27 protein-coding genes and 1 pseudogene are annotated in these 25882 nt (G+C 39.4%); 13 read left to right on the forward strand and 15 right to left on the reverse strand.

The features are described from left to right. Positions 1 to 3: 3 nt before the first annotated feature. From PGX00_RS13985 to PGX00_RS14005, 5 genes are all read left to right on the forward strand, one after another. The gene (locus tag PGX00_RS13985; RefSeq protein ID WP_272137456.1) at positions 4 to 1332 is read left to right on the forward strand and encodes a TRAFs-binding domain-containing protein; all 1329 of its coding nucleotides are present in this window, start codon (positions 4 to 6) and stop codon (positions 1330 to 1332) included. A 17-nt stretch (positions 1333 to 1349) separates the two neighbouring features. Further along, the gene (locus tag PGX00_RS13990; protein ID WP_272137458.1) at positions 1350 to 1778 is read left to right on the forward strand and encodes a TIR domain-containing protein; all 429 of its coding nucleotides are present in this window, start codon (positions 1350 to 1352) and stop codon (positions 1776 to 1778) included. A gap of 229 nt (positions 1779 to 2007) precedes the next feature. Then, a complete protein-coding gene (locus PGX00_RS13995) occupies positions 2008 to 2973 on the forward strand; it encodes a hypothetical protein (RefSeq protein ID WP_272137460.1) in 966 nt (321 codons plus the stop codon). Beyond that, on the forward strand, positions 2955 to 3512 hold the full coding sequence (locus tag PGX00_RS14000; RefSeq protein ID WP_272137462.1) for a hypothetical protein: 558 nt from the start codon (positions 2955 to 2957) through the stop codon (positions 3510 to 3512). The genes PGX00_RS13995 and PGX00_RS14000 overlap by 19 nt, the downstream gene beginning before the upstream one ends. Further along, positions 3485 to 4426, forward strand: coding sequence for a metallophosphoesterase family protein (locus PGX00_RS14005; RefSeq protein ID WP_272137465.1), 942 nt, complete (start codon positions 3485 to 3487; stop codon positions 4424 to 4426). The genes PGX00_RS14000 and PGX00_RS14005 overlap by 28 nt, the downstream gene beginning before the upstream one ends. 360 nt (positions 4427 to 4786) lie before the next feature. Here the strand turns inward: PGX00_RS14005 and PGX00_RS14010 are convergent, their stop codons facing one another. The 4 genes from PGX00_RS14010 to PGX00_RS14025 form a co-directional block, all read right to left on the reverse strand. Next, on the reverse strand, positions 4787 to 6043 hold the full coding sequence (locus tag PGX00_RS14010; RefSeq protein ID WP_272137467.1) for a type II toxin-antitoxin system HipA family toxin: 1257 nt from the start codon (positions 6041 to 6043) through the stop codon (positions 4787 to 4789). Beyond that, positions 6040 to 6405: a helix-turn-helix domain-containing protein gene (locus PGX00_RS14015; protein ID WP_272137468.1), complete on the reverse strand. Its 366-nt coding sequence runs from the start codon at positions 6403 to 6405 to the stop codon at positions 6040 to 6042. Before PGX00_RS14015 ends, PGX00_RS14010 begins: the two co-directional genes overlap by 4 nt. A gap of 322 nt (positions 6406 to 6727) precedes the next feature. After that, on the reverse strand, positions 6728 to 7144 hold the full coding sequence (locus PGX00_RS14020) for a GFA family protein (RefSeq protein ID WP_272137470.1): 417 nt from the start codon (positions 7142 to 7144) through the stop codon (positions 6728 to 6730). Positions 7145 to 7283: 139 nt separating this feature from the next. Further along, complete coding sequence (locus PGX00_RS14025; protein ID WP_272137472.1) at positions 7284 to 7661, reverse strand: hypothetical protein; 378 nt, start codon at positions 7659 to 7661, stop codon at positions 7284 to 7286. 138 nt (positions 7662 to 7799) lie between these two features. Between PGX00_RS14025 and PGX00_RS14030 the strand changes: the two genes are divergently transcribed. Continuing rightward, entirely contained in the window at positions 7800 to 8528 is a 729-nt protein-coding gene (locus PGX00_RS14030) for a helix-turn-helix transcriptional regulator (RefSeq protein WP_272137474.1), read from the forward strand. 561 nt (positions 8529 to 9089) lie between these two features. Here PGX00_RS14030 and PGX00_RS14035 read toward each other — a convergent pair. The 4 genes from PGX00_RS14035 to PGX00_RS14050 form a co-directional block, all read right to left on the reverse strand. Next, a complete protein-coding gene (locus tag PGX00_RS14035) occupies positions 9090 to 9377 on the reverse strand; it encodes a hypothetical protein (protein WP_272137476.1) in 288 nt (95 codons plus the stop codon). Next, complete coding sequence (locus PGX00_RS14040; RefSeq protein WP_272137478.1) at positions 9374 to 9844, reverse strand: DUF4405 domain-containing protein; 471 nt, start codon at positions 9842 to 9844, stop codon at positions 9374 to 9376. The genes PGX00_RS14035 and PGX00_RS14040 overlap by 4 nt, the downstream gene beginning before the upstream one ends. Positions 9845 to 10211: 367 nt before the next feature. Further along, the gene (locus PGX00_RS14045; RefSeq protein WP_272137480.1) at positions 10212 to 10643 is read right to left on the reverse strand and encodes a DUF3010 family protein; all 432 of its coding nucleotides are present in this window, start codon (positions 10641 to 10643) and stop codon (positions 10212 to 10214) included. A gap of 208 nt (positions 10644 to 10851) precedes the next feature. Next, positions 10852 to 13410, reverse strand: a complete 2559-nt coding sequence (locus PGX00_RS14050) for a DUF294 nucleotidyltransferase-like domain-containing protein (protein ID WP_272137483.1) — start codon at positions 13408 to 13410, stop codon at positions 10852 to 10854. A 370-nt stretch (positions 13411 to 13780) separates the two neighbouring features. Here PGX00_RS14050 and PGX00_RS14055 point away from each other — a divergent pair, with 370 nt between their 5' ends. Then, on the forward strand, positions 13781 to 15241 hold the full coding sequence (locus PGX00_RS14055) for a DUF3360 family protein (RefSeq protein WP_272137484.1): 1461 nt from the start codon (positions 13781 to 13783) through the stop codon (positions 15239 to 15241). Between the two features lie 91 nt (positions 15242 to 15332). Here the strand turns inward: PGX00_RS14055 and PGX00_RS14060 are convergent, their stop codons facing one another. Beyond that, positions 15333 to 15623 (reverse strand): putative quinol monooxygenase, encoded by a 291-nt coding sequence (locus tag PGX00_RS14060; protein WP_272137486.1) that lies wholly within the window; start codon positions 15621 to 15623, stop codon positions 15333 to 15335. A 232-nt stretch (positions 15624 to 15855) separates the two neighbouring features. Between PGX00_RS14060 and PGX00_RS14065 the strand changes: the two genes are divergently transcribed. The 3 genes and pseudogenes from PGX00_RS14065 to PGX00_RS14075 all read left to right on the forward strand — a co-directional run bounded on the left by PGX00_RS14065 (position 15856) and on the right by PGX00_RS14075 (position 19231). Next, complete coding sequence (locus PGX00_RS14065; protein ID WP_272137488.1) at positions 15856 to 16104, forward strand: DUF3297 family protein; 249 nt, start codon at positions 15856 to 15858, stop codon at positions 16102 to 16104. A gap of 366 nt (positions 16105 to 16470) precedes the next feature. Next, positions 16471 to 17432, forward strand: a pseudogene (gene pfkA / locus PGX00_RS14070) (6-phosphofructokinase). A gap of 170 nt (positions 17433 to 17602) precedes the next feature. Further along, the gene (locus PGX00_RS14075) at positions 17603 to 19231 is read left to right on the forward strand and encodes an NAD(P)/FAD-dependent oxidoreductase (protein WP_272137490.1); all 1629 of its coding nucleotides are present in this window, start codon (positions 17603 to 17605) and stop codon (positions 19229 to 19231) included. Between the two features lie 124 nt (positions 19232 to 19355). On the opposite strand, the gene PGX00_RS14080 is transcribed toward PGX00_RS14075, so the two are convergent. After that, positions 19356 to 19526, reverse strand: coding sequence for a hypothetical protein (locus PGX00_RS14080; RefSeq protein WP_272137492.1), 171 nt, complete (start codon positions 19524 to 19526; stop codon positions 19356 to 19358). Positions 19527 to 19720: 194 nt separating this feature from the next. Between PGX00_RS14080 and PGX00_RS14085 the strand changes: the two genes are divergently transcribed. After that, positions 19721 to 20389 (forward strand): tRNA (adenine(22)-N(1))-methyltransferase, encoded by a 669-nt coding sequence (locus PGX00_RS14085; RefSeq protein ID WP_272137494.1) that lies wholly within the window; start codon positions 19721 to 19723, stop codon positions 20387 to 20389. On the opposite strand, the gene PGX00_RS14090 is transcribed toward PGX00_RS14085, so the two are convergent. Both PGX00_RS14090 and PGX00_RS14095 read right to left on the reverse strand, forming a co-directional pair. Further along, positions 20368 to 21060 carry a pseudouridine synthase gene (locus PGX00_RS14090; protein WP_272137496.1) on the reverse strand — a complete coding sequence of 231 codons (693 nt, stop codon included), beginning with the start codon at positions 21058 to 21060 and terminating at the stop codon, positions 20368 to 20370. The genes PGX00_RS14085 and PGX00_RS14090 overlap by 22 nt on opposite strands. 171 nt (positions 21061 to 21231) lie before the next feature. Next, complete coding sequence (locus PGX00_RS14095) at positions 21232 to 22998, reverse strand: polysaccharide deacetylase family protein (RefSeq protein WP_272137498.1); 1767 nt, start codon at positions 22996 to 22998, stop codon at positions 21232 to 21234. A 208-nt stretch (positions 22999 to 23206) separates the two neighbouring features. Here PGX00_RS14095 and PGX00_RS14100 point away from each other — a divergent pair, with 208 nt between their 5' ends. After that, entirely contained in the window at positions 23207 to 23506 is a 300-nt protein-coding gene (locus tag PGX00_RS14100; protein ID WP_272137500.1) for a hypothetical protein, read from the forward strand. A 54-nt stretch (positions 23507 to 23560) separates the two neighbouring features. On the opposite strand, the gene PGX00_RS14105 is transcribed toward PGX00_RS14100, so the two are convergent. Next, positions 23561 to 24181 (reverse strand): hypothetical protein, encoded by a 621-nt coding sequence (locus PGX00_RS14105; protein WP_272137502.1) that lies wholly within the window; start codon positions 24179 to 24181, stop codon positions 23561 to 23563. Positions 24182 to 24408: 227 nt separating this feature from the next. Between PGX00_RS14105 and PGX00_RS14110 the strand changes: the two genes are divergently transcribed. Further along, complete coding sequence (locus tag PGX00_RS14110) at positions 24409 to 25173, forward strand: DNA/RNA non-specific endonuclease (RefSeq protein ID WP_272137505.1); 765 nt, start codon at positions 24409 to 24411, stop codon at positions 25171 to 25173. A 25-nt stretch (positions 25174 to 25198) separates the two neighbouring features. On the opposite strand, the gene PGX00_RS14115 is transcribed toward PGX00_RS14110, so the two are convergent. Beyond that, positions 25199 to 25528 (reverse strand): SOS response-associated peptidase family protein, encoded by a 330-nt coding sequence (locus PGX00_RS14115; RefSeq protein WP_272137507.1) that lies wholly within the window; start codon positions 25526 to 25528, stop codon positions 25199 to 25201. Continuing rightward, positions 25525 to 25791, reverse strand: coding sequence for an SOS response-associated peptidase family protein (locus tag PGX00_RS14120; protein WP_272137509.1), 267 nt, complete (start codon positions 25789 to 25791; stop codon positions 25525 to 25527). Before PGX00_RS14120 ends, PGX00_RS14115 begins: the two co-directional genes overlap by 4 nt. Between the last annotated feature and the right edge of the window lie 91 nt (positions 25792 to 25882).

Consider the following 25882-nt stretch of genomic DNA (forward strand, 5'->3'; position numbering starts at 1 on the left):
AACATGAAGCCTTATTGCTTTGTTCTAATGCCATTTGGCAAAAAGCCAGATACAAACGGTCGTATAATAGATTTTGACTCGGTATATGAGTTGATAATTAAGCCAGCTATTGATGACGCTAGCCTAACCCCAATTCGTGCTGATGAAGAAAAATCTGGTGGCATTATTCACAAAGCAATGTTCGAACGGCTTATGATGTGCGAATACGCTATCGCAGATCTAACAACAGCCAATGCCAATGTTTTTTATGAATTAGGCGTTCGACATGGAACCCGACCTCATAGCACATCGCTCATTTTCAGTGAAGACAGTCGACTTCCTTTCGATGTTTCTTCTTTAAGAGGCCTTCCCTATAAACTTGATGAACAAGGGAAACCTATTGAAATAGAGGCCTATAAAGTAGCGTTAACCGAAATGCTCACTGAAAATAGAAACTCTGTTGATGACAGCCCTGTCTACCAGCTTATACATGACATGCCACGTATAGAAATTGATAGACTAAAAACCGATACATTTAGAGATGCGGTTGAATACGAAGAAGAAGCAAAAAGGCTAGTTGCATCATGTCGTAGCCAGGGGGTAAAAAGTTTATTCAACATGGAGTCAGACCTACAAATTCATGATACCCCACCAGCTATATTGATTGATCTCCTACTTTCATACAGAGCTGTTGAAGCATGGCAGTGTATGATTGATTTTACTGAAAAACTGCCTGCCCCCCTATCTAATATGATTATGGTTAGAGAGCAACTGGGTTTTGCTTTAAATCGACTTGGTATACACAATGACGCTGAAAAAGTTCTTACAGAGTTGATTTCTCAGTATGGCCCAAGTAGCGAAACAAATGGCATTCTTGGTCGAGTATATAAGGACCTGTGGGCAAAGCATTCCCAGTCTTCCAAAATCGTTTCTGATGGATATTTAAGAAAAGCTATAAACACTTATGTACAAGGTTTCGAAGCTGATTGGCGAGATGCATACCCCGGTATAAACGCAATAACGCTTATGGAAATGATGGAAACCGTAGACCCAAGACAAGCGGGACTACTACCTATTGTTAAATTCGCCGTAGAACAAAGATTGAAGAGTAAACAACCTGACTATTGGGATTATGCCACTTTACTGGAACTAGCAGTATTAGGAAGAGAACGAGATTCGGCTCAAATATTACTAGGGGATTGTCTTGCAGAAGTGAGAGAAAGCTGGGAACCGAAAACGACTGCAAAGAATATCAGCTTTATCTACCAAGCAAGAATTAAACGTGGTGAAGATGTAGAGTGGGTAAAAGAGATAGAAAACGAGCTATTAGTAGAAAGAAAAAACGATAGTTGAATTTCGAAGGAATTTGGATGAGTACTAAACAAATACATGTATTTATTAGCCACGCATGGGCACACTCAGGGCACTATGAAACTCTAGCCGACTGGATTTTTAAAAACCGTTGGAACGTTGGGCAAGCATCTCTAGATTTTAGAGACTTTTCCGTCCCTAAGAATAACCCTATTCACAACGCAAGTAACGATAAACAACTCGAAAGCGCCATTTTCAAACAAATAGCCATGAGCCACGTAATCGTAATTCCTATGGGGATGTATGCTAACTATAGCAAATGGATAAAAAAAGAAATTAGCGGATCCACTAACTACGGTAAGCCTATTCTAGCGGTAAACCCTTGGGCTCAAGAACGTACTTCCAGTGTTGTAGGTAGAGCTGCAAACAAAAAAGTTGGCTGGAATAAACAACCCGTTATAAACGGTATATGGGATCTATACAAATAGTAAGAAATGTATCCCATTTGAAATAATTGGATAGCTAGTAGCTATATTGTGTTTACAAGTATTAAGTTCAAGAGTTACTTAATATCCGAAAACATCAGTTACACGCTTTCTATAAATATCAAATTTGTATGCCACTTTGATAACCCCCTAACATAATGTTGTAAATCATTGAAAGTGAAAAATTATTCTTGTAACCTTCTTACCAACAACACATCTACGTAGCTAATTGATGAGTGATTTATCCCTGAAAAAGAAAAGACCTGACCCTCACCCTCTCGATTATGATTGGCGATTCACCCAAGAATCAACTGACAAGTTACTCCGCACTTTAGATAATAGCAAAAGTGCTCTTCTACTTGGAACTCCTTCCCTTGCCTATAAATTAATAGAAGAAGAAAGGAATTTCACTCTTATTGATCGCCAATTTATTGAAAATATGCCGTTTCAAGTAAATTTAGATATAGGCATAGCCCTCCCTATCGAAAAGCGTTTTGACTCTATTGTTATAGATGCACCTTGGTATCCGAAGGATATTATCAGGTGGATAAGTTGGGCAAATAAATGCTTAACTCCTGGTGGTTTAATATATACAACAATTTGGCCTGAAAGCACCCGACCAACAGCGAGTAATGAAAGAGAGCAAATCTTTAGTTGGCTAAGAAGTTGGGCCAATTTTACGATCGAAGAAGAGTGTATGTCATATGACCAGCCGCCTTATGAAACTATCTCTAAAAAATTCAACTCTGAGTTTTCAGAGGAAAAGAGATGGTTTCATGGCGGGCTTCTCACTATAAAACCTTTTCAAGATGTAGAATTAGCACCAAAATTGAATCGTTGTAATTCTTGGCAGCGATATACAATTGACCATCTACAGTTAGCCATTCGAAATGACAAAGAGAACAGCGAGCCAATTTTAGGTGAAATTGATGGGAGTTATGGATGGATATGGCCTCATATCAGTAAAAGAGCTTTAGGAAGAGAGGACATAGGATTCTGGAGTTCTAATAATAACGCTTCAAAATTAATTGGTTCAGAAAAACTTATCATAATGCTCGAAGTATACTTGGGCATGAGAAACTTGAATGAAATAGTATCTCTAAACTGTGACTATGACTTCTTTAAAGATTTCTTCAAGTCTTGGTCTATTCCTTATAATTGTCCAGAGAAAGTAAAAAAATGGCAGCACCACGAATAATATTGCGTTTTAGAAATGCTAGAACTGATGTCGATACTATTTCAGAACATCAAAAATTAATTAATCTACATGATAATGTTTATTGGGGCTGGTGGAAAAAAGATACCGAAATTTCTCAATCCCATTTATTTGGAGAGCAACCAGGCAGTGCCTACATCATTGATACTAGTGAAGAAAAATTGTACTTAGCTGAGTATTCGAAATCATTTTTATCAGAAAAAGAAAAACCAACGATTAACCTAGTCCCTGAGTATTATAGAGAAAATTGTGACAAGGTTGCAGGTTGGTTTGTATTAAATCGTATACAAGAAGTCCCATACAGTAAAGAATTTGAGACAATAATTGGCCAGAAAACCTTTGAACAATTACGAGTAAATGTAAAAGACTCTATACACGATGAATCCGATAAGCAGTTACAAATAACAACAAAAAAATCTTCTATTCTACATATATCCGATATACATTTTGGTAAAGACCATGCTTTCGATTTATCAAATAAAAAGAGCGGGATATGGAAAAAAGTTTATCTGATGTACTGATTGAAGATTTAGAATCGATTGGGTTATTGGACGATATAGAAGGAATAATAATCACCGGAGACATAACCACTCAGGGAGATTGGCAGCTCGAATCGATCAAATCAATAATTACTGAATTACAAATCATATACGAATCAATAAAGGTTGATAAAGAGAACATATTTATTGCTCCCGGCAATCATGATGTAGTTCGATATCATGAAAATGATGAAAGAGAGATAAATGAAATAAATGTAGAACTTCAAACGACGCAAGAGCATGAGAGGTATGTTAGAGAATTTATAGAAGATCTTACTGGTCGAGGCAAAACAGAGCCACTAGATTATCTAAAAACACTCCACTTGAAAGATGTAAACGTCAATATATGTATACTGAATTCCTGTAGAGTAGCAGCTGAAAGTAAATGGACCGAATATGGCTATGTAGGCAAAGCTGGTATATCAATTTTAGATAAGCTGAAAAACGCAAAAGAGAAAAGGAAGACATACTCATTAATGGCTTTGCATCATCATTTACTTCCGGTTACTCAAGTGGACCTTCTGAATGAAAAAGGTATTTCTCTAACCCTAGATGCTATCCAATTATTAGACAAAGCAAGTGAAGTCGGCGTGTGTATTGCTCTACATGGCCATCAACATTGCTCAAGGGTCACACAATATAAACGATTTCAATATTTAAGTGAGACTAAGGCTATAAACCCTATATCCATAGTTTCTTCAGGAAGTTGCGGTGTGAAAAGTAGCAGAAGAACTGAATCAATGAAGAACTCTTATTCAGTTATAACTTTCAACGAAGATAATATTAAGTTAACCACTAGAGAAATAAACAACGAAGGTAAGATGCATAGCTATCTGTACAAAGAAGTTCCACTTATAGAACAGGGGATTCCTGAATTAGAAGTTGCCTTGCAGTAATTAGTCAAAATCATATTTATTGGAACTGAAAGTTTTCTTGACGAAGTATTCGAAAGTACTAAAACCCCCGAAATATTGAGGAGGTTAACACTATTAGAAAACTATTGTAGTAAATCATTTTAGTACCAAGGTAGGTACCAAGAACAAAACCAAGAGAACAGCCAAGCCTTAAAAATCATATAGTTAACACGTAAATTCAGATGACGCCAGCTCCACCAATGCATTGGAAAGGGCGATAACTCATTGAGTTATCGTCCTTTTTTATTTACACATTTAGTTTTAGCCGTTTTGTACTGAACGTAGGTACTAAAACATGCGCTATTTGACCCTAAGTGCTCATACCTGACTCTGTGCTGCTGTCTATAGAACCTGAAAGTCCGTATTCAACTGTTTCCAGTGCTGAATGAGATCAGCTTTGTGAGCATCAAGCATTGGCAGTTCTTGTAGTTGTTCTAACCACTGAGTTCTCGCCACTTCCATTACATCCAGAAGGTGCGGCTTGATAGCTACCCAAGGTGCACCCGCTTTCTCTGCCCACACTTGGAAGTGCTGCATGGTGATTTCAAACCACTGCTTAGTACCTGCTATGTTAAGAGCGAGACTGTCAAGATCGATATATGGTGCGGTAAACACCACGTCATAAACTGGGGACAAACGTGGAGATTTCTTATCGCCATAGATAAGCGTCCAGTTTTTCAAGTGGGCGTCACCATTGCCAAGCAAGATATTAATGAGCAACCTTCTTGCCATTTGTTGAATGTCCTTCAATCGCTCTGCGCTTGTTCGATAGAGCACGTTACCAAGTTGCTCATAATTGATTTTTTGATACTTGTCTGAAGGATAGAGGCCAAAGACCTGTGCAAAGTCCTCGGTATGAATACGACCAGAGCTACTACGATCAAATCGCTTGATGCCATAGGCGTACTGTTCATCCGGCAATCTGATACTTGGCAACCCTTCCAGCTCACTAAGTTCGATCAAGCGTATTTCCGGAATATCAGCCCCAGCAACTTCAGCCAACTTCATGCAGGTATACTCATTGACAGGCACACCTTTATGAACAGTCGAAGGTGTTTTAATAATCCACATGTCCTCAGAGATTTCCTTATCGATGTGGTAACGGCCATCCACATGAGACGATGAAAATTTCATCTGTACACCAGCCAATGAGAACTTGGTATCGGCATGCTTAACATCTATCTGCTGAGGCTCGGTCGACAAACGCTGCTCCAACGCCCAAGCTGGAACATTACCCGCTTTTATCGGCTTGGCAATGACGGCTCCCGGCAAGTTAGAGCCCAAATAAGCAAGGATTGAAAACTCATTGTTGGTGTGGCACCGAAGCGCTTTGGCTGTCAGTTCTCTTAATGCCCCTTCAGGTAACAGGTTAGACAGGACTGGGGGAACCTTATCGGTTCTAATCTGCGGTTTACTCAAATAGGTAGGGTCAAGTAATTGCCTCAACGTAAAAACAGGCCGCTCGTAATCTGGCATGGCTGCAAAGGCAGGATTAAAGGAGAGAATGTTTTTGCCACCAGCATAATGTGCAACAACCGCAACATCGATACCATGCAATTGAATACTAAGACCTTCAACATTCTCTATTTGCTTACTCATGAACTGTCCTCAGATCCGAACCAAAAGCCAAGATCATCAACATCATCTTGCAACTGATTGCTTTTAGGTGCTTCGCTCTGACCTCGAGAAGCACTCTCTAAAGGAGTAGAACGCGCTTTGATTTCTTTTGGTGTGATCGAGAATTCTAAATCGAGCCCTTCTAATACTCTAAGCAAGGTCGATAGCTTCACATCACTGCCCGCTTCAATACGCTGATATTGTTGCTGCTTCATTCCAATCCGCATGTACATGTCTTTTTGCTCGATACCGAGCTTTCTACGCTGCTCAGTGAGCAGCAACGCAATTTCTTCTAAGCTTTTCACTATTCCACCAAACAATCCATCAGTTGTACCAGACTCCATAAACAATATATTAGTTGTATATAAGCCAAATAACAACTTTTACGTTGTAAATGCGCCCAATAACAACTTAAAAGTTGTTTTAAAAACATATCCCGTGATGGTGAGATTCTAAAGAAAAGTACTTAACTGTGAGAAAAAAGAGGTAGCAATAACGAATGGGTACACCAAGTAAAATAAAATCGAAGTTATTTCAATTAAAACAATAATATAATTCACAAAATCAACTTACGCCAGCTCAATATCTAAAGACGTCTCAAGACGTCTTTAGATATGCCTACAATAACGAAAATCAACAAGTTAGTGTATTATAACCTCTAAGGCGTTACATTTTATCAGCAAAAAAGGCCATTATCTCGGCAGTTGTCATCTCTTTTGTTTCATTTGAAAAACAATAATAAGACGGCCTCATATCACTAAAATATTGCATATTCATTTCCAATCCATCTAAGTTTGGAAATAAACCTACTGGCATGTTGTATTCTCCGGTTGCTTTAAGTTTATAAAAGAGATGAGTCCCACATTCAGTGCAAAATCCTCTCGACGCCCAAGATGACGATTTATACATTTTGACATAGGCGTCGCCCTCAATTTTTACTTTTGAACCGCATTTCACAGCAAAGAATGGGCCACCACCCCATGTTCTACATGATTGGCAGTGGCAAACGGTGAACTTGGGATCAACATCTTCGGTTACGATTTTGACAGCACCACAAAGGCAGCTTGTTTCTGAATGAGGCATTAATATCACTCCTGAATTAGTTTTTTAATTTTTTATCTATCATAGGGTAACTTACAAGTTAGTCTTAAAGGTTCAATTACCAGAAACAAATAACATCAAATATAAGCAAATTACGATTTTTATACTTGCTACGACCCTATCATTGTGACGTCAATTCCGCCTCAATGTAGCCTATGGATTGATAGTGCGAAAATATCGTATTTTCCGAGTCCATTTTTGAAAACACCTCAAGAGCTTCTGGGTTTTCCATTGCTTTTACGGTTGCAGATTGAGCAAGATCAGCATTTTCCCACACGATAATATCCGTCCAGCGATTAAGCTCTTCGCTATAAAAATAACTCCTACTCTGGAAGCCATCGAAATGCTTTACTACCGAATTCAAGCTTTCCATCGCCTCTTGTTGTTCTTGATAACTAACACCCTCTACAAACTGGGTATTTACAATTTCAAATGTCGATGCGGAGCTAATAGAAGAGGCCAAAACTGCAGCGATTGTACTTGTCGTAAGTGTTTTCATTTCTATTTTCCTTTATTTAAACGTTCCGTTTAGTTGGCTAAGTAACGTTTGATCTTCAGAGTCAGTGCGCTTCTCTGTCTCAATCAGAAGTGAAATGCTATGCTACCTGTAAATAAGACGTTAAATGGCATATTAATAATGCGCGACTTTCGAAACAGGCAGGAAAGGCTTGATAATCTTATTGCTCTGTTAGAAAACAAGAATTTGTCGACAACGAAAGAGCTCGCTAACTCACTTGGTATCTCTGTTAGAAGTATCTCTCGAGATATTAACTTACTGCGTCAGCAAGGTTACGATATCGAAGCTGAACGCGGTACGGGAGGCGGTGTAGAATTGAGAGGTAAGGTTCGCTCTCCTAGGTTCTTTTTAAGTGATGAAGAGATCTTAAATACCTTAATGGCTCTGGCACTAACCGAGTCACTAAGCTGCCCTATACTGGGCGACAACATTTCAAGTGTGAAAAATAAACTCACCTTCTTTTTAAATGATGAACAGAGAAAGCGTATCAACCTATTACGCCAACGCGTACTAGTTGGCCCAATTGCTTCTGAAGCAGTCGCAAGAACGGTAACAAATACTCGCCATCCTTTTTTAAACGAGGTTAGCCAAGCATTTATACAACAACAAAAACTCTTCATTAGTTACACCTCAGACAAAGCAGTCGAAACCCAAAGACGCATTGAGCCGCAGTTTATATTGCTCAATTGGCCTGCTTGGTATCTTTTAGGGTGGGATAATTTGAGAGAGGCCCCTAGACTGTTTCGAATCGACAGAATAACCGATGCCATAGCCGAAAAAGAACGCTTTCGGCTTAGAAAAACCCGCGATTTAATCAGTGATTATGGGAGTTACTTCGATAGTATGTAACGAACTTCGTTCTCAAAATGAGGGAACTGAACGCTTTAAATCACTAAAATACAAATAGTTTGACTCTGGTTAAGTTGATCTACCTTCTGCCTTGTCAATTTTAATTTTTTACTACGTACCGATGATGGATACAATTTCAAAAATTATACAGTTAAAATGTGCAGCGAAAGAGCATTTAACACAATAGGTCAAAATAGAGGTGACGGTATAGCGAGATTGAAACAACTTAATCTCAGAGTTCTTGATAGCAAGAAACGACGCTCTACATGCTAGCTTTTAGGTGATTTAATTGAACGAGCAGCTTGATTATCTGGTGTCAGATTACTGGCAAGCGAAATTAATTGGACAGTTGAGGCGGGCATAACGGACTCCTATGCTGGTGGATACATAGGAGCAATACGTGTGTGAAATATCTTAGATTGATTGACCAAAACAATGGACACTAATGACAATCATTTAATTAGGTGTAGACGGGGGAGAGCAGTTCCTTTTTGGGTAGGGTTTTCGTGGTCTTCAAAGTATTGCGTTCACGCGCAAATTTACCCTCAAAACGAGTGAGTGCTATCTACGCACTTTCGAAGACCGTTTTTTACGACCAAAAATTCTCATCAGCAATAGTGATATCGACATGGGGACGCCAATTAAAACGATCTCTTTTACGAAGGGTAGGATGTACATTAATGCAGAAGGTACATCCGGTCCATCACCTTCACCGTGAGAATACCCCTGCTGATTGATTTGGGTTGCCCAGTCTGTCATATCTAACATAACCATTCCCACGCTAATAACAACTGAAACGGCCAACACGACTGCTAGACGGGATTTCCACTGATACTGAAGATACTTCATGATGATACCCTCTTCTCTCTCATACGCTGAGTAAGTTTGACAATCCAGCTCCAATAAAGCGCTAGGTGAATACCAAGCATTGGCATGATAAATGTAGCCGAGTCGTGGTGAATTTTGGACCAGAAATCCTGAATATGAATATCAATATTAAAAGCGGGTAGCAAGGCGACTGAAACCAAAAAGCCACTAACAAATACAAGCAACATAACGAGATAAAGCAAATAAGCCCAAACAATACCAAATTTTTCTTTCTTTGAGGCCTTCGACAATACTCTGCGGTAACTTGATTTAATCCAATCCCAGTGCAACAGGATATGAATGGCAAAGGGGACAACGAAGAGCAGGCTAAACCATTCGTGCAATGGTATACCTGTTGACTGTGGCGCGGAAACAAGCATAAAGCTTATCAATAGCAGGCAATCCATCGCATAACGTGTTTTCTGCAAACTTTGCTTCCAATCAGACATTTTCTGCATCCCTTATAATGAATGATATAAACTTGGCTCAAACTTAAATATGATAAACATCATCAACGCAGACTCGATGCTTATCAACTCTATTTACAAAAAATTACACGAGAAAACCGAACAACTATCTAATCTATAAGTACATTTTATCTTCACTTATCTATGCTTTTAGTCACATAAATATCCTCAGTGACATAGACTGAGTACTCTATAAAATCAAATTATTTTCTGGCGACGTCATTAATTTTTTAGGAAGTGATACAGGTAGGACTTTTTAAGTGCTTAGGTCAGAAAGTTGGTCTAAAAGGACATCACCATAGAGGCGAATGTCCCTTTAATAAAGACATTGAATCTCAGATAGTAACTATTACCCGTTAGAATCCATTATGCACGCATAGGCCACAAGAAATGCAGGTTCTTGGTATTTCTTTAGACCTGTTTCTTTAAACGGTACCGCAAGTGGATTTCGTTTTAAGCGCTCTTTAATGTCACTAGCGGTAATTACCTCGACTGAAAGGCCATCAATCAGTTGAATAGCTGCTTCCAATTTAAAGCCGACCGCACCGCCAGCAAATTTACCTTTTGTCTGGCGTTGACGAATTACTACACTATCGATCTGATAATCTTCCATTAATTTAGCGAACGAAAACTGAAAGTCTTTCATTTTTTGAGTGTCGTTTGCATCGCCTATAGATACCTTAGCCACTCGGCAATCAGGAATCGTAAACACCCCATCGGACAGTGATAGCAGGCTTACAATCGCGTCATTACCACTAATTTCAACACCACAAATTTTCATTTCATTACCTTGTCATTGATGAGCCAACGATTATACGGTGCGTTGCCGCTATGTACCAGTGCGCTCAATATGTGACACACCGAATTACACATTCACTACAACGTACCCGAGAATGCACTAAAAAGGCTCCACAACGAAGTTACCCGCTTTTCTTTGTCCGATGTTGTACAGATTATCGTTTTTCGCTTCTCTTTATTCACTAACAATATCAAAGAAAATCTCGCGTGACTTTATCGTGGAATAACGAAATATGACTCAGCACATTTTTTAAGTTTTTCTGCTCTAGTTCCGTTATGTCACTAAGTGCCAGAGCATCATTCACTTTACGCAAATCTGTATATTCGATGATCTGATTGATAAATCGCAGTTGCCAAATATGGTCAAAAATATAAACCATTTCACGAAATGTAAGCGCGTCGATCTCTCCTTGCGCTAACAACCCTTTCAATCGGGCCATGGTATTGCTTTCTCTGATATCATGTTTAAGGGCATAGATTCGACAAAAAATCTCCATTGGCCTTAAAGCTGCTTTTAAATTCAGTGATGCCCTACCATCATAATCTTCTGTCTTTATTTCATCTGAAGTATTTAAAGGTATCTCATATGACAAGCAGTTTTGCGCATAAGTAGGCAAAAAATCGGGGTGTATATGGAGTAGTTTTTGAATGTACGACTGAATACCATCAACCAAGTCAGCATGACCATAAGTAGAACGAATATCGAAAAACACATTGAGCTCCAAGATCGACTCGGGTGAAGCTTGTTCAATCCAAACACTAAAGTTTTCTTCCCACTCTTTCTGACTTAGGCACCATTGATGATTAGACGCCATAATTAACCCATCACAATAGCTATAACCTGCCTGATTAAGCATGGCACATACCTTTTCTGCTAAATGCAAAAAGTAACGCCGAATTGACTTTAGGTCTGCGTCCGCAGGGGTTTCAAACACGATGGCATTATCTTGATCGGAGAAGAGTGTCATATCATGACGTGCATTACTGCCAAACGATATAAAAGAAAACGGCACCGGCGGCTCTCCAATATCATTGATAGTCAGCTCGATAAATCGACAGATTGCGGCATCGTAAGTGCTGCCAATAAGACGGCGTAAATAATCAGGTCGAGTACCTGTTTCTATCATATCTCGTATAAGATCTGGAAGTCGATTAAGTGACTCTACGACTTGACCATGACTGCCGCCATTCTCTATCTCAACCACGATATTACTGCTAATTTTTTGATAATTAGTTATGTGATTCATCGGGCCAAATCGACCACCATAAATCTTACGCACAATGGGGCGGAATGTGATGACATGACCAAGCTTCTCTGACAAAAATATTCTGGATGTACTCAATATTATATCAACCTGCTTTCCCCCTTTTGATTGAAGCTGAGCCTCAAACTCCCCAGGTTCACAGTCATGATTAAAAAGCGATAATAGATGACGTAACACTTCTGTATTTTGTGGGCTGTCTGAAAAAAGATTTTTCCAAATCGATTGGGATTTCAACTCAGAGTCAGTATAACCAAGCAGCTGATGGAGCCGACTATTGGAAAAGATGACTTTGCCATCGGCGGTCAATATGTAACCTTCATTTGACGACTCCACCAAAGCTCTATATCTATTTTTCGCCTCATGCAGCGCTTTTTCAGCCCGTTTTTTTCGATTTTCAATCACTTTAGATTGAGTAATTACGTACCCCATGATGACAGCAAGCCCAATGGTTATCACAAAGAACACGCGGTATAACGTACTTTCAAGACGATCGATTCCTTGTTGAACATCTTCAAAATAGACACCAGTCCCTATGATCCAGTCCCATTCTTCGACCCCTTCAACATAAGTCATTTTAGGTGCAGTAATGCTCGGATCATCCTTCCACTGCCACTGATACTCGATAAATCCATGTTGCTGAGCATTGACCATTTTTACTATCTCAACAAACACAGGAAAACCGGCCGTATTTTCACTATCGGTGTAGTGCGTTAAATCTTGCCCTTTTAACTCATTTCGATAAGGGTGCATCACCATTTTTGGCTGCATATCGGTTATAAAGAAGTAGTCTTTGTTTTCGGTACCATAGCGCATTGCTTTAATATCTGTCGCCGCTTGAGACTGAGCATCCTCTCTTTCTAGAAGACCTCGCTGCTCTAATGCGACATAACTATCAACAATACTGACGGCCGTTGATGTCAACTCTTTAAGCATCTGGCGTTTTTGCGACAGCATTGAATCTTCCACTAGCGGAACAATGACGTAAATGATGTTGGTAACAAACAGAACAATAGCCGCTACGGTTGGCAATACAATTCGAAGGCTGAAACTCGCTAGGGTACTTTGATTCTCCTGCTGCGAAGAGGGTAACCCATCAAAATAGTCGGCTAACTCGTTCGCATCTAAAACTTCACTAAGTTCTTGCCCGTGAGTGGCTTCATGAAACCTTGCGGTAAAAGTACCGTTTTCAAAATCCGCACGAGTAGGTAAGTAACCTTCGTAATCATCTCGCAAATGGGTTTCAAACACATCTTTGATCTGCTGATTGGTGTATTTATCGCCAAACTCTTGAATCGCTTCAGAAAGGGCTTCTTTACAATGACGGAAACGACGATGATCGTAGGGATCATAATCCATATTTCTGGCCATTCTCAACGAATGTTCAGTTCCATCATGGTCAAAAAATTCATCAATCCACTTATGAATGTCTTCGCCACGGACACCAAAGAGGTATTCGGTACGATCAGCGTGCTCGGTAATTTTCATTAACTATATTTATCTCAACAGGATTATTGATAAATGAATCAAAAAAGTGTGCGCTAAGTGGCAAGTCTGTTCAAACATCCACATTACACCCCAACTATTTTTGATAAATTAACCTAAATCAATAATATTGCCGAATGAATTTCATACACTCAGCCCGATTAAGTGATTTTCACTCAATCTGAGAGGTTTTCTCTCAGCAATTTATCAATGAGAAATACCAACCGTCATTTTCCCTCTTTATTACTAACCATATAAAGAAGCATGGTAGCGTCTGGGATGTCGTCTAGTACTGGTTGAAGATCAGTATACCACGCGCAAGTGGAACGTGACTGGCTATGGTAAAACTCGAAATCCTTATAGGAATAACTATATGTCTGACAAAGATAAGAAGTTTTATAGAGATATGCGCAAAAAAGCGCAAGAATTTGAAAGTCGAGAAGAGTTTCTAAACCATGATCTTAAAATCATGAATTTTAAGCGTTGGGGGATCTACTTACCTTCACGTGACTACAGCATTGAAATAGAAGATTTTGTACCAGCACTTGCCGCAACCATTGGTAAAGTCGTGATGGTAACCGCAATGGTTGCGGTATTTGCAGCACAGTTTGGTCTTTCGCCTGAGTTTGTTGCAGAAAACGTTCGCTACGAATTACTTATTGCTGGTGCTCTGTTTGTAATTTTGTTCTCCGCTATTTTAAACCCGAACGCTAACCTGGCTGGTACGCATGGGCCAATGATTCCACTCATACCACTCATAGCTTCCGCAGGTGGGCATCCATTAGCATTGGGGATAATGGTTTGTTTATTTGGTTTAACGCTCGCCTATACCAAAGGTGGCTCAAAGCTCATGACATTAACAGGTGTTGGAGTTCGAGGGGGACTACTTATCTATTTAGGTGCAGTAGGGCTCATTGGTCAAATTAATAAAACTGAAGCCTGGGCAGCAAGTACCGATCAAGGGTACATCTCATTTGCGGTCATTGGTATTACTGTTTTGGTTTACGCTTATCTAGCAAAAATAAACAAGCGCTGGTTAGCCATTCCACTGTGTTCTTTAATCGCTGGTATTGTAGCCTATGCGTTGGGTGCAGAATTTGCCTTTACAACAGCACCTGGATTGCCTCATTTCAGCCCATTCTATTGGTGGGGTGAAACAACAGGTTGGCAATTAGGTTGGCCAAACCTAGAACATTTCATTGCAGTAACCCCTTTTGCAATTTTAGCGGTTGCAATGTGGTCACCTGACTATCTTGGTCACCGTGTTTTTCAAGAGCTAAACTACCCGAAAGAAGCAAAAGGCGTATTAATGGATGTTGATGACACTATGACTGTTGCTTCAATCCGCCAAGGTGTTGGTACTCTACTAGGTGGTGGTAACTTAGCATCTTCTTGGGGTACTTATATGATCCCAGCAGCGATTGCAAAACGCCCTATTCCTGGTGGTGCATTACTGACAGGTATTATGTGTATTCTTGCTGCTGTGATTGGTTATCCAATGGATCTAGCAATGTGGGAACCTGTATTGCGTGTTGCACTTATTGTGGGTGTTTTCCTTCCATTGCTTGAAGCTGGTATGCAAATGATACACAAACACAAAGATTCATTAAGTGCTGGTATTTGTATCTTCGCTTGTGCCTTTGTAAACCCAGTATTTGGATGGGCAGCAACAATGTTGCTTGATAATATGGGACTAATTGGTGATCACGAACGCGCTAAAACACTTTCAGCTAAAGACAAATACTTAATCCCTGGTGTTGCATTTATTATCTGCGTTGGTTCACTTGCAATTGTAGGTCAATTACCTGGTATTCCTGCGCTAATTGGTAACTAAGACTGAGCTATCGCTCGTAGTAGCTAGTCACCAATTAATTAAAAAATTAAGGGCATGAAAATTAATTCGTGCCCTTTTTATTGCCCACTTTTTAAGCCAGTTCTGTCATTTCATTTACGACTAAAGGCTCTATCTTACCTTCGGTATTTTTTACAAAAGCTTGAAAATGTTCTGTCTCCATGTGTTTCTTCAGCATCTCAGAGCTTTGCCACACTTCAAACATCACAAACAACCCATCGTTATTATTGTCAGCTTGTAGGCGATACTCAATACAACCTTCATCTTGACGTGATGGAGTGACGAGCTTTAACACTTCTTGCTTAACAAACTCACTTTGACCCGGTTTCGCTTCTATTTTTGCTAGGATAGTTAGATTAGCCACGTTGTTTTCCTTTCTTTATTTTCGATAAATTCATTTTAAACATAGCGATTAAAACAGAACTACCCACCCAATTCTACCCATGTTCTGGTAAGGCGAACTAGGATATCAACAGAACTGATATTGATAAGCTATCGTGAGGTTGAACGGCACAAATATCCTTTATTACAATTCTTGAGCGTTAGGTCTACATTGTCTACAATGGCGTACTTTTTATTTACAACAGACTTCGAACATGACTGACACTACATCAAAACCAACTTTACCAGACCACCTTTCCGGTAACCCTCGCAGCCCGCATTATATTGAAGCGTGTTTCGAGCATAAAATAGGTATTAAACTTAATGGCAAAGAGCGCTTCGATGTTGAGGAATATTGCATTAGCGAGGGCTGGGTAAAAATACCATCACCTAAAGCGCTAGATCGTCGCGGACAACCAATCCTTATTACGCTAAAAGGAACAGTAGAAGCCTTTTATAGCTAAGTTATTTTTATACACAACAAACAAGATGAGTGGCGGGTTTACACTCTATAACCCGCTAATTCTAAGTCCTTTTTAGATTCACTTTTTATTTAACCTCCCCATTATCAATACGCAATGCCATTTTCTCTCAGCTTCTCACCTACTAACGTCACAACTATCAATAACTTTAGATCATATTAATTGCCTATTTATTACTCAAACCGTGATCTACGAATGAATAATTATGCCGTCGATTGTATATTTTATGAATGCGATATAGTGAAACCATAACGTTGTATTTATTTCACGATCAAGTGACAGCCCACTACAAAAACTTAAATATTAAAAAGGGCCACTTTGATTATTAGTCATGAAATGGAGTTTTATATGGTTAAAAGAATAGGTGTACTAACAAGTGGCGGTGATGCACCAGGTATGAATGCCGCTATCCGTGCAGTAGTAAGGGAAGGCCTGCATCAAGGTTTAGACGTTTTTGGAGTCTACGATGGCTACGCAGGCCTACACCAAGATAAAATAGTAAAACTTGACCGTCATTCTGTATCCGATGTCATCAATCGAGGTGGTACTTTCTTAGGTTCTGCTCGCTTTCCCGAATTCAAAGAGGAGCGAGTTAGAGCAGAAGCGATTGAAAACCTAAAAAGACATGATATTGATGCCTTGGTGGTTATTGGTGGGGACGGTTCTTACCTTGGTGCCAAAAAACTCACTGAAATGGGTTACCCATGCATCGGTATACCGGGCACAATTGATAATGATATCCCTGGAACGACCTATACTATTGGTTACGACACTTCACTCAACACCGTTGTTGAAGCGATTGATCGCCTAAGAGATACATCAGCGTCACATAAACGTATCTCTATAGTTGAAATAATGGGCCGTTATTGTGGTGACTTAACATTGCGAGCAGCAGTTGCTGGTGGAGTAGAATTTGTTGTCGTTCCCGAAAAAGGATTTGATGAACAAGAATTAATATCTCACATCCAAGCGGGTATAAAAAAAGGCAAAAAACATGCTCTTGTCGCGGTATGTGAACATGTCACAGATGTTGAGCTCCTTGCCAAAAATATTGAGACTCAAACTGGTCATGAGGCACGTACAACGATTCTTGGGCATATTCAACGAGGGGAAGACCAACCGCACGAGACAGAATCATCGCCAGCCGTATGGGTTCGTATGCAGTTAAACTTCTTATGGAAGGTCATGGAGGTCGCTGCGTTGGTATGATGAATTCAGCAATGGTTCATCATGACATTATCGACTGCATTAATAATATGAAACGCCCCTTCAACCAAGAGCTATACGACCTCTCTAATTCTCTATTCTAGTTTCTTATATCCTCTTAGAATTAGTCACTCTATAGCCCCAATAGAGTGACTTTACTTTTATTTTTGAGGATGAGAAGAGCCAGCTATTTTCAACGATAATGTTTATTACATTTTTAAGATAGATCACGTAGACTACGCGATTATTTTTTCGGCCAATTATCAGGTGAATTATGATACGTCTCAACCAAGTAAAATTACCGCTGGATCACAGTGAAAATGCACTACAAGATTATGTTTTAAATACACTGTCGATATCTGAGCAACAGTTGGTTGATATCCATGTATTTAAACGTGGTTATGACGCTCGAAAAAAGAATCAAATCACCCTAATTTACACCTTGGATATTACGCTCCAAAATGTAAATGAAGAGCAACTACTCACGAATTTTGAAAACGATCAAAACGTACGAGTATCACCGGATACCGAATACAAATATGTTGCTAGTGCACCTGCAGATTTAACAGAACGTCCTATTGTCATCGGAATGGGGCCATGTGGTTTATTTGTCGCACTAATATTAGCTCAAATGGGCTTTAAACCGATTGTTTTAGAGCGCGGTAAGTCTGTTCACGAACGTGCGAAAGATACTTTTCGCTTTTGGCGTACCAGTGAACTAAATACTGAATCGAATGTTCAATTTGGGGAAGGTGGCGCAGGTACATTTTCAGATGGAAAATTATATAGCCAAGTAAAAGATCCCGGCTTCCTTGGGTTAAAAGTTAAAAATGAATTTGTTCTAGCAGGCGCACCCGAAGAAATCATTTACGTGAGTAAACCGCATATTGGTACCTACAAATTAGTCACCATGGTTGAAAAAATGCGTACTAAAATCCTTGAACTTGGTGGTGATATTCGCTTTGAAACACGGGTTGAAGAGATAAACATTGAAGGCTCTGGTGATAATCAGCATGTTACTGGTGTAACACTAAACGGTGGCGAAATCATTAATAGCAAACATGTCGTTGCTGCGATCGGCCACAGTGCTCGTGATACATTCCAGATGCTTCATGATAAGGGTGTGCATATGGAAGCACAGTCATTCTCTATTGGTTTTCGAATTGAGCACAAACAAGAGATGATTGACCATGCTCGTTTTGGTAAAAATGCAGGGCACCCACTTTTAGGGGCAGCAGATTATAAACTCGTTCATCACTGTAAGAATGGCCGCTCAGTGTATAGCTTCTGTATGTGTCCCGGTGGCGTAGTCGTTGCCGCAACTTCTGAAGAACAGGCTGTCGTCACTAATGGCATGAGCCAATATTCTCGTAGCGAACGTAATGCAAACAGTGCGATTGTCGTGGGTATTTCTCCTGAGGACTTTAATAACGATCCCCTACAGGGTATTGCATTACAGCGTAAACTCGAACGCAATGCTTATGTGATGGGTGGAAGCAACTATGACGCCCCTGCTCAAATGGTTGGAGATTTCTTAGCCGCAGGTCAAGGTAAGCCCTTTGAAGCAGTTGAGCCATCATATAAGCCGAATGTAAAAATGACCGACCTTAGCGATGCACTCCCTGACTTTGCGATTGATGCAATTCGCGAAGCTCTACCAGCCTTTGCTAAGAAAATTCGTGGTTTTGATAACAAAGACGCCATGCTAACTGGCGTTGAGACCCGTACTTCATCACCGGTGCAAATTAAACGTGGTTCTGATTTCCAAAGCATCAATACTCAAGGTTTATACCCGGGAGGTGAAGGCGCGGGTTATGCAGGTGGGATCTTATCGGCTGGTATTGATGGTATAAAAATAGCGGAAGCAGTTGCTCTAGATATGCTTAAATATAGTCAGGCGTGATATCAAGAGCGACTGATATTACATTAAGTCGCTTGTCATTGTTCTTTCGTATTGATAATGAAGAAGCAATCACACTAGAATAATTAAGGGAAAGCTCACCAGTGCTTTCCTTTTTTAGTGGCAATTAGTCTTTTTTATCAATGGTGACTTCTATAGATTTGCTATTACCAGCAAACCATTTCTGAACATACAGCGTTCCCACAATCGGGGCTGTACCTTCTTCTGGGACTTCCTTGTAGCGAACACTATTTTTTGTCTCTTTTTCATATTCAAACTGTACTACTTTCTTTGACATCGGTTTTTCCCGCTAAGCAATTTTATAAATAAAAGATGAACTACCATCCAAAACACACTCAATTCCACTTAATAAACAAATCGTTACCGTACTGAATAGCGAAGCTGTAAGCATAAACAAGATAAACTCACTTCGCTAAAGGCTAGAAAACCATTACAATGCGCCCGTTTTAAGCCATCGACTAGGTAGTTACTTTGAAACTCAGTAAAAGATTAACGCAAATTGAACAAATGGTGACGTCAGGTTATGCCCATATTTGGGACTGTTGTTGCGACCATGGTTTTCTTGGTGCCGCTTTACTGTCTCGACACGCCACCACCCCCATCCACTTCGTTGATATTGTGCCAGAATTAATGGCTGAACTAAAAAATAAACTTCATCGATTTTATACCAATTCAAGGTGGGAAACTCACTGTCTTGATGTAGCTAAGCTACCTTTAGAGCAGTATAAAGGGAATCACTTAATTATAATTGCAGGCGTGGGCGGTGATTTAATGATCCAATTCATTGAAGCTATTTATCAAAAACATTCAGGGGTTGATATCGATTTTTTACTCTGTCCCGTTCATCACCAATATGCGTTACGCCAGAAGCTAATAGAGCTCAAATTTGGGTTGAAAAATGAAGTTTTGATTGAAGACAACCAACGTTTCTATGAAGTTATTCATATTTCTTCGGTATTAGACGGCAACGATAAAATTAGTCCCATTGGCGACAGGATCTGGCAATCGGATTCAGATAAACAAACCGACATTATTGGACAATACTTAGATAAAACATTAAATCATTACCAACGAATTGGGCGAGGTAATAGGGCCAATGTTCAACATATTATCGATGCCTATCGCTTAGTAAGAGAATGAATTTCATCCCGTGTTAAGTAACGCCAATGCCCTACTTCAACATCTAAGAAAATATCGCCTATTGCTTCACGATGAAGCGACATAACACGGTTTCCTACTGCAGAAAACATTCGTTTCACCTGATGGAACTTTCCCTCTGTTATAGTTAGAAGAACCTCTTTAGAGCTAATCACTTCTAATTTAGCCGGTCGTGTGAACTGTTGTTCCCCTTGTAATTTCAAGCCTTGTTTAAACTTAATCGCCACATCATCGGTAATCGCTTTTGACAAACCGACGCGATAAGTTTTACCGCATTTATTGTTAGGAGCCGTGATGCCGAATGACCAACGGCCATCATCCGTAATTAAGACCAAACCAGTTGTATCTGCGTCTAAACGGCCAGCAATATGCAACTCTGATACATTCTCAACATCGACATAATTAAATAAAGATGGGTACATTTCATCTATATTTGAACAGATCGTCCCTGCTGGTTTGTGCATCAAAATATAGCGAAAGTCTCGAGCCTTCAATCTTATGCCATTTAAGACGATTGCATTGTTTTCATGTACCTGAGTCGCTTCATTTGTCGTCACTTTTTCATTAACGCAAACTGCGCCTTCATTAATTTTCACAATCGCTTCATGCCTGGTTAACTCAGTACTTTTACAAACAAATTTATCAAGGCGCATGTTATACCAAACTCGTTAAGTTCATGATCAAAAAGGAAATGATAAAAGCGGCATTATCCTTCACCCACTAAAATATTCTACGATTCATTGACGTTCAAGAGAAAAGGAACAGCGAAAAAACAGCTCGTAAGTAAATTACTTATTCAAACGTATTGTTGAACTGAAGATACGTTACTTAAGTTTTCTAAAAAAGTAGTTACCGCGGACTTTTCGCCATAACCCAAAAACATTGGTTCGAGGAAAGATAGCAATACGACGTATCTTAAAAAGCTCTTTATGTATAGCCAGCGGCCCTGAGTTAGTCGCAACCGCAAACCGGTAACCGACATCACTGACGATTTTATTTGAATCCTCGTTATAAACACCAAATGGATAGGCAAAGGAGGTTAAAGGTTTACCTATCAAGTCTTCAAGTTGACGTTTATTGTGACTAATTTCGTCGTACTGTGATTGCATACAGAGCGAGTCCAATCTAGGGTGGGTCATTGTATGCCCACCAATTTCAATCAAACCAGATTCCGCTAACTCTTTGACCTGTTTAGCACTCATTAACGCGACTGGGTTTTCTGGATTGTATGGATTTTCCACATCCCATCGATTAAATGTCTCACCTGTCACCACATACACCACAGCTTTAAACCCATATTTTTTGAGTAGCGGCAGCATCAGGTTATAGTTATCGCTATAACCATCATCAATCGTGATTATTATGTAACGTTTACTTGGCGCTAAACGATGAATAACTTTGCCATCAGATAAATCTTCAAAGGTGATAGACTCAAACCCCATACGTTTTAAAAGTTTGAGATGTTTTTCAAACATATCAATATGTAAGTAAGTTCCATGTACACCTTTTTCGAACTCATTTTGAATAAACCGATGATACATAATAATAGGCATTTCTTTTTTTAAAACATCGACATAAACATCTTGATAAACATTCTCAAGACTGTCTACAACCGAGACTAAATCATAGTTCTTTTTAACTTGCTCAGTTACCTTCGGGTCACAATGTTTACTACAAAGCCCTAATTCAATTTCTTCTGCCAAACTATCAAAATCGATATCTAAATCAACTGGACCAATATCACCAAAATTAGTCGCTACAGCGTGATCAATATTTTTCAACGTGACGACACCAATACTATTAGCCTCACCAATAGCAAAAGTCGGTCTCCCACACAACAAGGATTCTATTGCTACTCGACCAGCTCCTATTACCAGATCGGCTTCTCCGAGCATTTTTGGCACATCATCAGTATAACCAGTGAATGTTACCTGCTGCTTAAACACTTCAAAACGAGCATCAATGGGAGAACCCGATATGATTCGAACATCATACTTTTCTAGATCTAGGCATTGTTTAAGTAGTCGGAAACACAGCTCTCCTTTAGGCCCTGTTAACCGACCAATAATAGCAATAACCGGCCTCAGATTACGTGCAGGCTTTAAAAGCGAAAATTGATTTGTGTCAACGCCATTATATCCAACAACAAGTTGCCCTTCTTCAACGCCTAAGTCATGAATCAATTGCTCCCTAATAGCCTCACATACAGGTAATGCCTTATTTCCCATTGCATGAAACTTTTTACGTGAAGCATGAACTGGCTGACGACCATGCACCGTCGTCACCATCGGAGTACCAGTGATCTTACATGCCACGTGACAGCTCCAACTTGAAGCACGAGAATGCGCATGCACAAGTTGGATATTGTGTTTTTTTATCAAATAAATAAGGTATCCAACATGATAAAAGCGCCTAGGGATACTGCGTTTGTTAAAACGGAACTTAAACAATCGTCCTTGATGAAATTTGGTAAGCGTATCGGAGATATAAAAAACTTGGTGTCCGCGGCTAGTCAGTTCGTTGCCTACTGTCGTAGCGTAAACTTCAGCACCAGTAACCTCAAGTTGAGATAAAGCCATTAAAATATTCATAACTATTACGTTACTAAGTTCTATTAAAAAGTTATCTGCAGGATAACTATCTTGAACTCATCAACACATATCAGTTTTGAATCAATTTATTCATCGTAATGCTATCGATTAGAAACGAATGGCTAATCAGTTGACTAAACCCAGAAGTAAAACTATTGTTAAATTGATCAGTATGTATTTAATTTCTCCTTGAAGTGAGGTACTGCTTATGCTTAAAGATGTAATCGATCGAGTCAATCAAGCCAGAAAAAAGGCTCAGCAAAATTCGCACTTTCAACAATCAGCACAACAACATGCCAAAGCTATAGAATCGCAAGAAACGCCAACCCCAATCATAAAAAAAGAAAACACAAATCAAAAATCAAGTCATTGGCTGATGTCTATAAACCTTATTTTGAAGCTGACACGCAACATTGAACCTCCCCATTTGTCAGTTCATGGGTTAGCAATCGCTAACCCATTTTTTATACCTATCACTATGAAATTAAAAATAATAAAGAGAACCTAAAAAATTAGATTCTCTTTCACAAAAACAAAATTATGGATTTAATTATTTCGTACACTAGAGCTGTTTCAGGTATAACCCTTCATTTTGATCCACTAACTGAAAACCTACTTTAATTAAGTACTCTTTATGCTCTGGGGTGGTTGCATGAGCTTTTAATGCTTTAACGCCTCTATCTTTAATAACATCAGGATGAGACTCGTAATAATAGTGTGCCAATTTGAAATCGCGATACTCAGGTGTGACATAGTCGAGTAATACTGACAGCTCACCCTTAGAGTTTATATGGCCAACGAGCACACCAGCGATACTGTTGTTCCTTAACATATAAAAGGCAGTATCAGCCCCTTTTAAATCAGTAACTGGTACTTGAAGCTCTATTTCGCTCTTGTAACTTGAAACGAAATAATCAAAATATTCTGAACCGACCGACGCTGTAATTAAGGTAAATTGCTCTTTAGACGTTCTTATTTTCCATAAAAAATAGACATTGATACCAGCGATACCAATGTTCATAAACATCGTCGGGTACGAGTCTATAAAATAAGCAAACATAGCGAATAAGATACAACCGATAAAATTGATAACCCGAAGCTTAATAATAGAGGTCATCGTCAATGAAACCAATACCACTAACGATGCTAAATAACCGAACCACTCTACCCAATCAAAAACCATACTCAGTACCTATATAATTGTTTCATTTAAAGATAGCATTATTTGAAGCAACAAAAGAAACAACCACCTTTTCCGATACCATACATTTGCAAGCGACATCATCAATTCAACACATTCGTATCGCCAACATAACTAGAAAGTATAAAAATAATACCACTCTCCTACACTTGATACCGAACAGCAACCTGCTAACCTAATCAGTATCTTGTACGGTTAGGAAGGTAACAATGAAACGTATCACTCTATTTTTCTTGGCAGCTTTGCCTTTTGCAATGGCAAATTCAGCCACACAAATTAAGAGTCCACACTGCCCTATAGGTTGTCCTGAAATCCAAATCGACGGCAATACCATGATTTTTGAGCGACTTTATGCATTATCTCAAAACCCAACCACTAAATTTGCAGACTGGGTAGCCTATGAAGTTGACGTGCAAAACTTTGGGACTCATACAAATCGAGATTGGGGAAATCAACCTCTGCTTTCGGAAGATGAGAGACTGGAAGAAAAAGACTACAAAAATGCTTACAAGCAGCTTAAAACAGATAGAGGTCATCAGGTACCTCTGGCAAGTTTTACCGGTAATAAATATTGGTATACATTAAATTACCTCAGTAATATTACCCCTCAAACAAGCGCGTTAAATCAAAACGCATGGCAAGAACTAGAAAGCAAAGTAAGGGAGAAAGTAGCATTTAGAGACTCTTTATATGTGATCAGTGGGCCGCTTTATTCTAAAGACAGTATGACCCTACCGTCTGCCGATGAACCGCATACTATCCCATCTGCTTATTACAAAATCGTCTACAAACCAAATAGAGATCTTAGCAATGGTAAAGCTGCCGTGTTTGTTATGTCTCAAAATATAGAAAAAGATACCGACTTCTGCACGACATTAACCGATTTAAAAACTCTAAAATCGCAGATAAATTATTCGCTTCCAGAGTCTCTACAAGACAGCAGTGAAATAGCGACTCGCTTGGGTTGTCAATAAGTTAGGTGTAAGAAAAAAGAACGACTTAGATAAGAGAACCTTGTTGAGGTAACGATGACTTCGTCGTTATCTTTAACTCCTTTTGGTAAGGTTCATGCAGAAGATCATCTGCAAAATCTAACGAACCGAGTAACCAAGATTCGACATTAGATTCACTTAGCAAGAGTGGCATCCTATGGTGAAAGGCAGCGCATTGTGAATTGGGTTTTGTGGTTAGAGTGACAAGTCTCTGACCGCTGTCTAGCGCGATACCCGCCATATAAATAGGCATCCCCTCAATATCTGAAAAAAGGTATTTCTGTTTATTTACTTTATCCCCTTTCCATTCATACCAACCAGAGCAAGGTACAATCACACGCGAATGAGAAAACGCTGACCTAAATGTCGGTTTTTCCCTACAGTCTCGGCTTGAGCATTAATAATTATCCGAGTCGCCCAATCTGGTTTTATTCCCCAAACCAATTCTAATTGTTGCAGTGAATCACCTTGTTTTCCAATCACTGAAACCCGTTCCGTAGGGCTCAAATTTGTATTGGATTCAGAGAAAAATCGAATACCTAATGCACTACTAACCAGTTCTGCCAAAGGGTCATCAACAATATTTAATCTTCCACACATATCAATCAACACTTTCAATAAAAGTCTATTTCTAGAGTCGCAAATATTCGTTCACAAAATCTCAGCCCAATAGTAAAAGGGCTGAGATTTT

Origin of the sequence: Vibrio algarum (genome assembly GCF_028204155.1) — a bacterium.
In the GTDB taxonomy this organism is placed as follows: Bacteria; Pseudomonadota; Gammaproteobacteria; order Enterobacterales; family Vibrionaceae; genus Vibrio; species Vibrio algarum.

What these genes read in the sequence shown, in the direction of transcription:
- PGX00_RS14000 (WP_272137462.1), top strand. Translation starts at nt 2,955, where the DNA reads ATGGCAGCACCACGAATAATATTGCGTTTTAGAAATGCTAGAACTGAT.
- PGX00_RS14050 (WP_272137483.1), bottom strand. Translation starts at nt 13,410, where the DNA reads ATGAAAATTACCGAGCACGCTGATCGTACCGAATACCTCTTTGGTGTC.
- PGX00_RS14040 (WP_272137478.1), bottom strand. Translation starts at nt 9,844, where the DNA reads ATGTCTGATTGGAAGCAAAGTTTGCAGAAAACACGTTATGCGATGGAT.
- PGX00_RS14105 (WP_272137502.1), bottom strand. Translation starts at nt 24,181, where the DNA reads ATGGTTTTTGATTGGGTAGAGTGGTTCGGTTATTTAGCATCGTTAGTG.
- PGX00_RS14065 (WP_272137488.1), top strand. Translation starts at nt 15,856, where the DNA reads ATGACTGACACTACATCAAAACCAACTTTACCAGACCACCTTTCCGGT.
- PGX00_RS14090 (WP_272137496.1), bottom strand. Translation starts at nt 21,060, where the DNA reads ATGCGCCTTGATAAATTTGTTTGTAAAAGTACTGAGTTAACCAGGCAT.
- PGX00_RS13995 (WP_272137460.1), top strand. Translation starts at nt 2,008, where the DNA reads ATGAGTGATTTATCCCTGAAAAAGAAAAGACCTGACCCTCACCCTCTC.
- PGX00_RS14005 (WP_272137465.1), top strand. Translation starts at nt 3,485, where the DNA reads ATGGAAAAAAGTTTATCTGATGTACTGATTGAAGATTTAGAATCGATT.
- PGX00_RS14095 (WP_272137498.1), bottom strand. Translation starts at nt 22,998, where the DNA reads ATGAATATTTTAATGGCTTTATCTCAACTTGAGGTTACTGGTGCTGAA.
- PGX00_RS14010 (WP_272137467.1), bottom strand. Translation starts at nt 6,043, where the DNA reads ATGAGTAAGCAAATAGAGAATGTTGAAGGTCTTAGTATTCAATTGCAT.
- PGX00_RS14025 (WP_272137472.1), bottom strand. Translation starts at nt 7,661, where the DNA reads ATGAAAACACTTACGACAAGTACAATCGCTGCAGTTTTGGCCTCTTCT.
- PGX00_RS14075 (WP_272137490.1), top strand. Translation starts at nt 17,603, where the DNA reads ATGATACGTCTCAACCAAGTAAAATTACCGCTGGATCACAGTGAAAAT.
- PGX00_RS14020 (WP_272137470.1), bottom strand. Translation starts at nt 7,144, where the DNA reads ATGCCTCATTCAGAAACAAGCTGCCTTTGTGGTGCTGTCAAAATCGTA.
- PGX00_RS14045 (WP_272137480.1), bottom strand. Translation starts at nt 10,643, where the DNA reads ATGAAAATTTGTGGTGTTGAAATTAGTGGTAATGACGCGATTGTAAGC.
- PGX00_RS13985 (WP_272137456.1), top strand. Translation starts at nt 4, where the DNA reads ATGAAGCCTTATTGCTTTGTTCTAATGCCATTTGGCAAAAAGCCAGAT.
- PGX00_RS13990 (WP_272137458.1), top strand. Translation starts at nt 1,350, where the DNA reads ATGAGTACTAAACAAATACATGTATTTATTAGCCACGCATGGGCACAC.
- PGX00_RS14035 (WP_272137476.1), bottom strand. Translation starts at nt 9,377, where the DNA reads ATGAAGTATCTTCAGTATCAGTGGAAATCCCGTCTAGCAGTCGTGTTG.
- PGX00_RS14080 (WP_272137492.1), bottom strand. Translation starts at nt 19,526, where the DNA reads ATGTCAAAGAAAGTAGTACAGTTTGAATATGAAAAAGAGACAAAAAAT.
- PGX00_RS14110 (WP_272137505.1), top strand. Translation starts at nt 24,409, where the DNA reads ATGAAACGTATCACTCTATTTTTCTTGGCAGCTTTGCCTTTTGCAATG.
- PGX00_RS14100 (WP_272137500.1), top strand. Translation starts at nt 23,207, where the DNA reads ATGCTTAAAGATGTAATCGATCGAGTCAATCAAGCCAGAAAAAAGGCT.
- PGX00_RS14015 (WP_272137468.1), bottom strand. Translation starts at nt 6,405, where the DNA reads ATGGAGTCTGGTACAACTGATGGATTGTTTGGTGGAATAGTGAAAAGC.
- PGX00_RS14030 (WP_272137474.1), top strand. Translation starts at nt 7,800, where the DNA reads ATGCGCGACTTTCGAAACAGGCAGGAAAGGCTTGATAATCTTATTGCT.
- PGX00_RS14055 (WP_272137484.1), top strand. Translation starts at nt 13,781, where the DNA reads ATGTCTGACAAAGATAAGAAGTTTTATAGAGATATGCGCAAAAAAGCG.
- PGX00_RS14120 (WP_272137509.1), bottom strand. Translation starts at nt 25,791, where the DNA reads ATGTGTGGAAGATTAAATATTGTTGATGACCCTTTGGCAGAACTGGTT.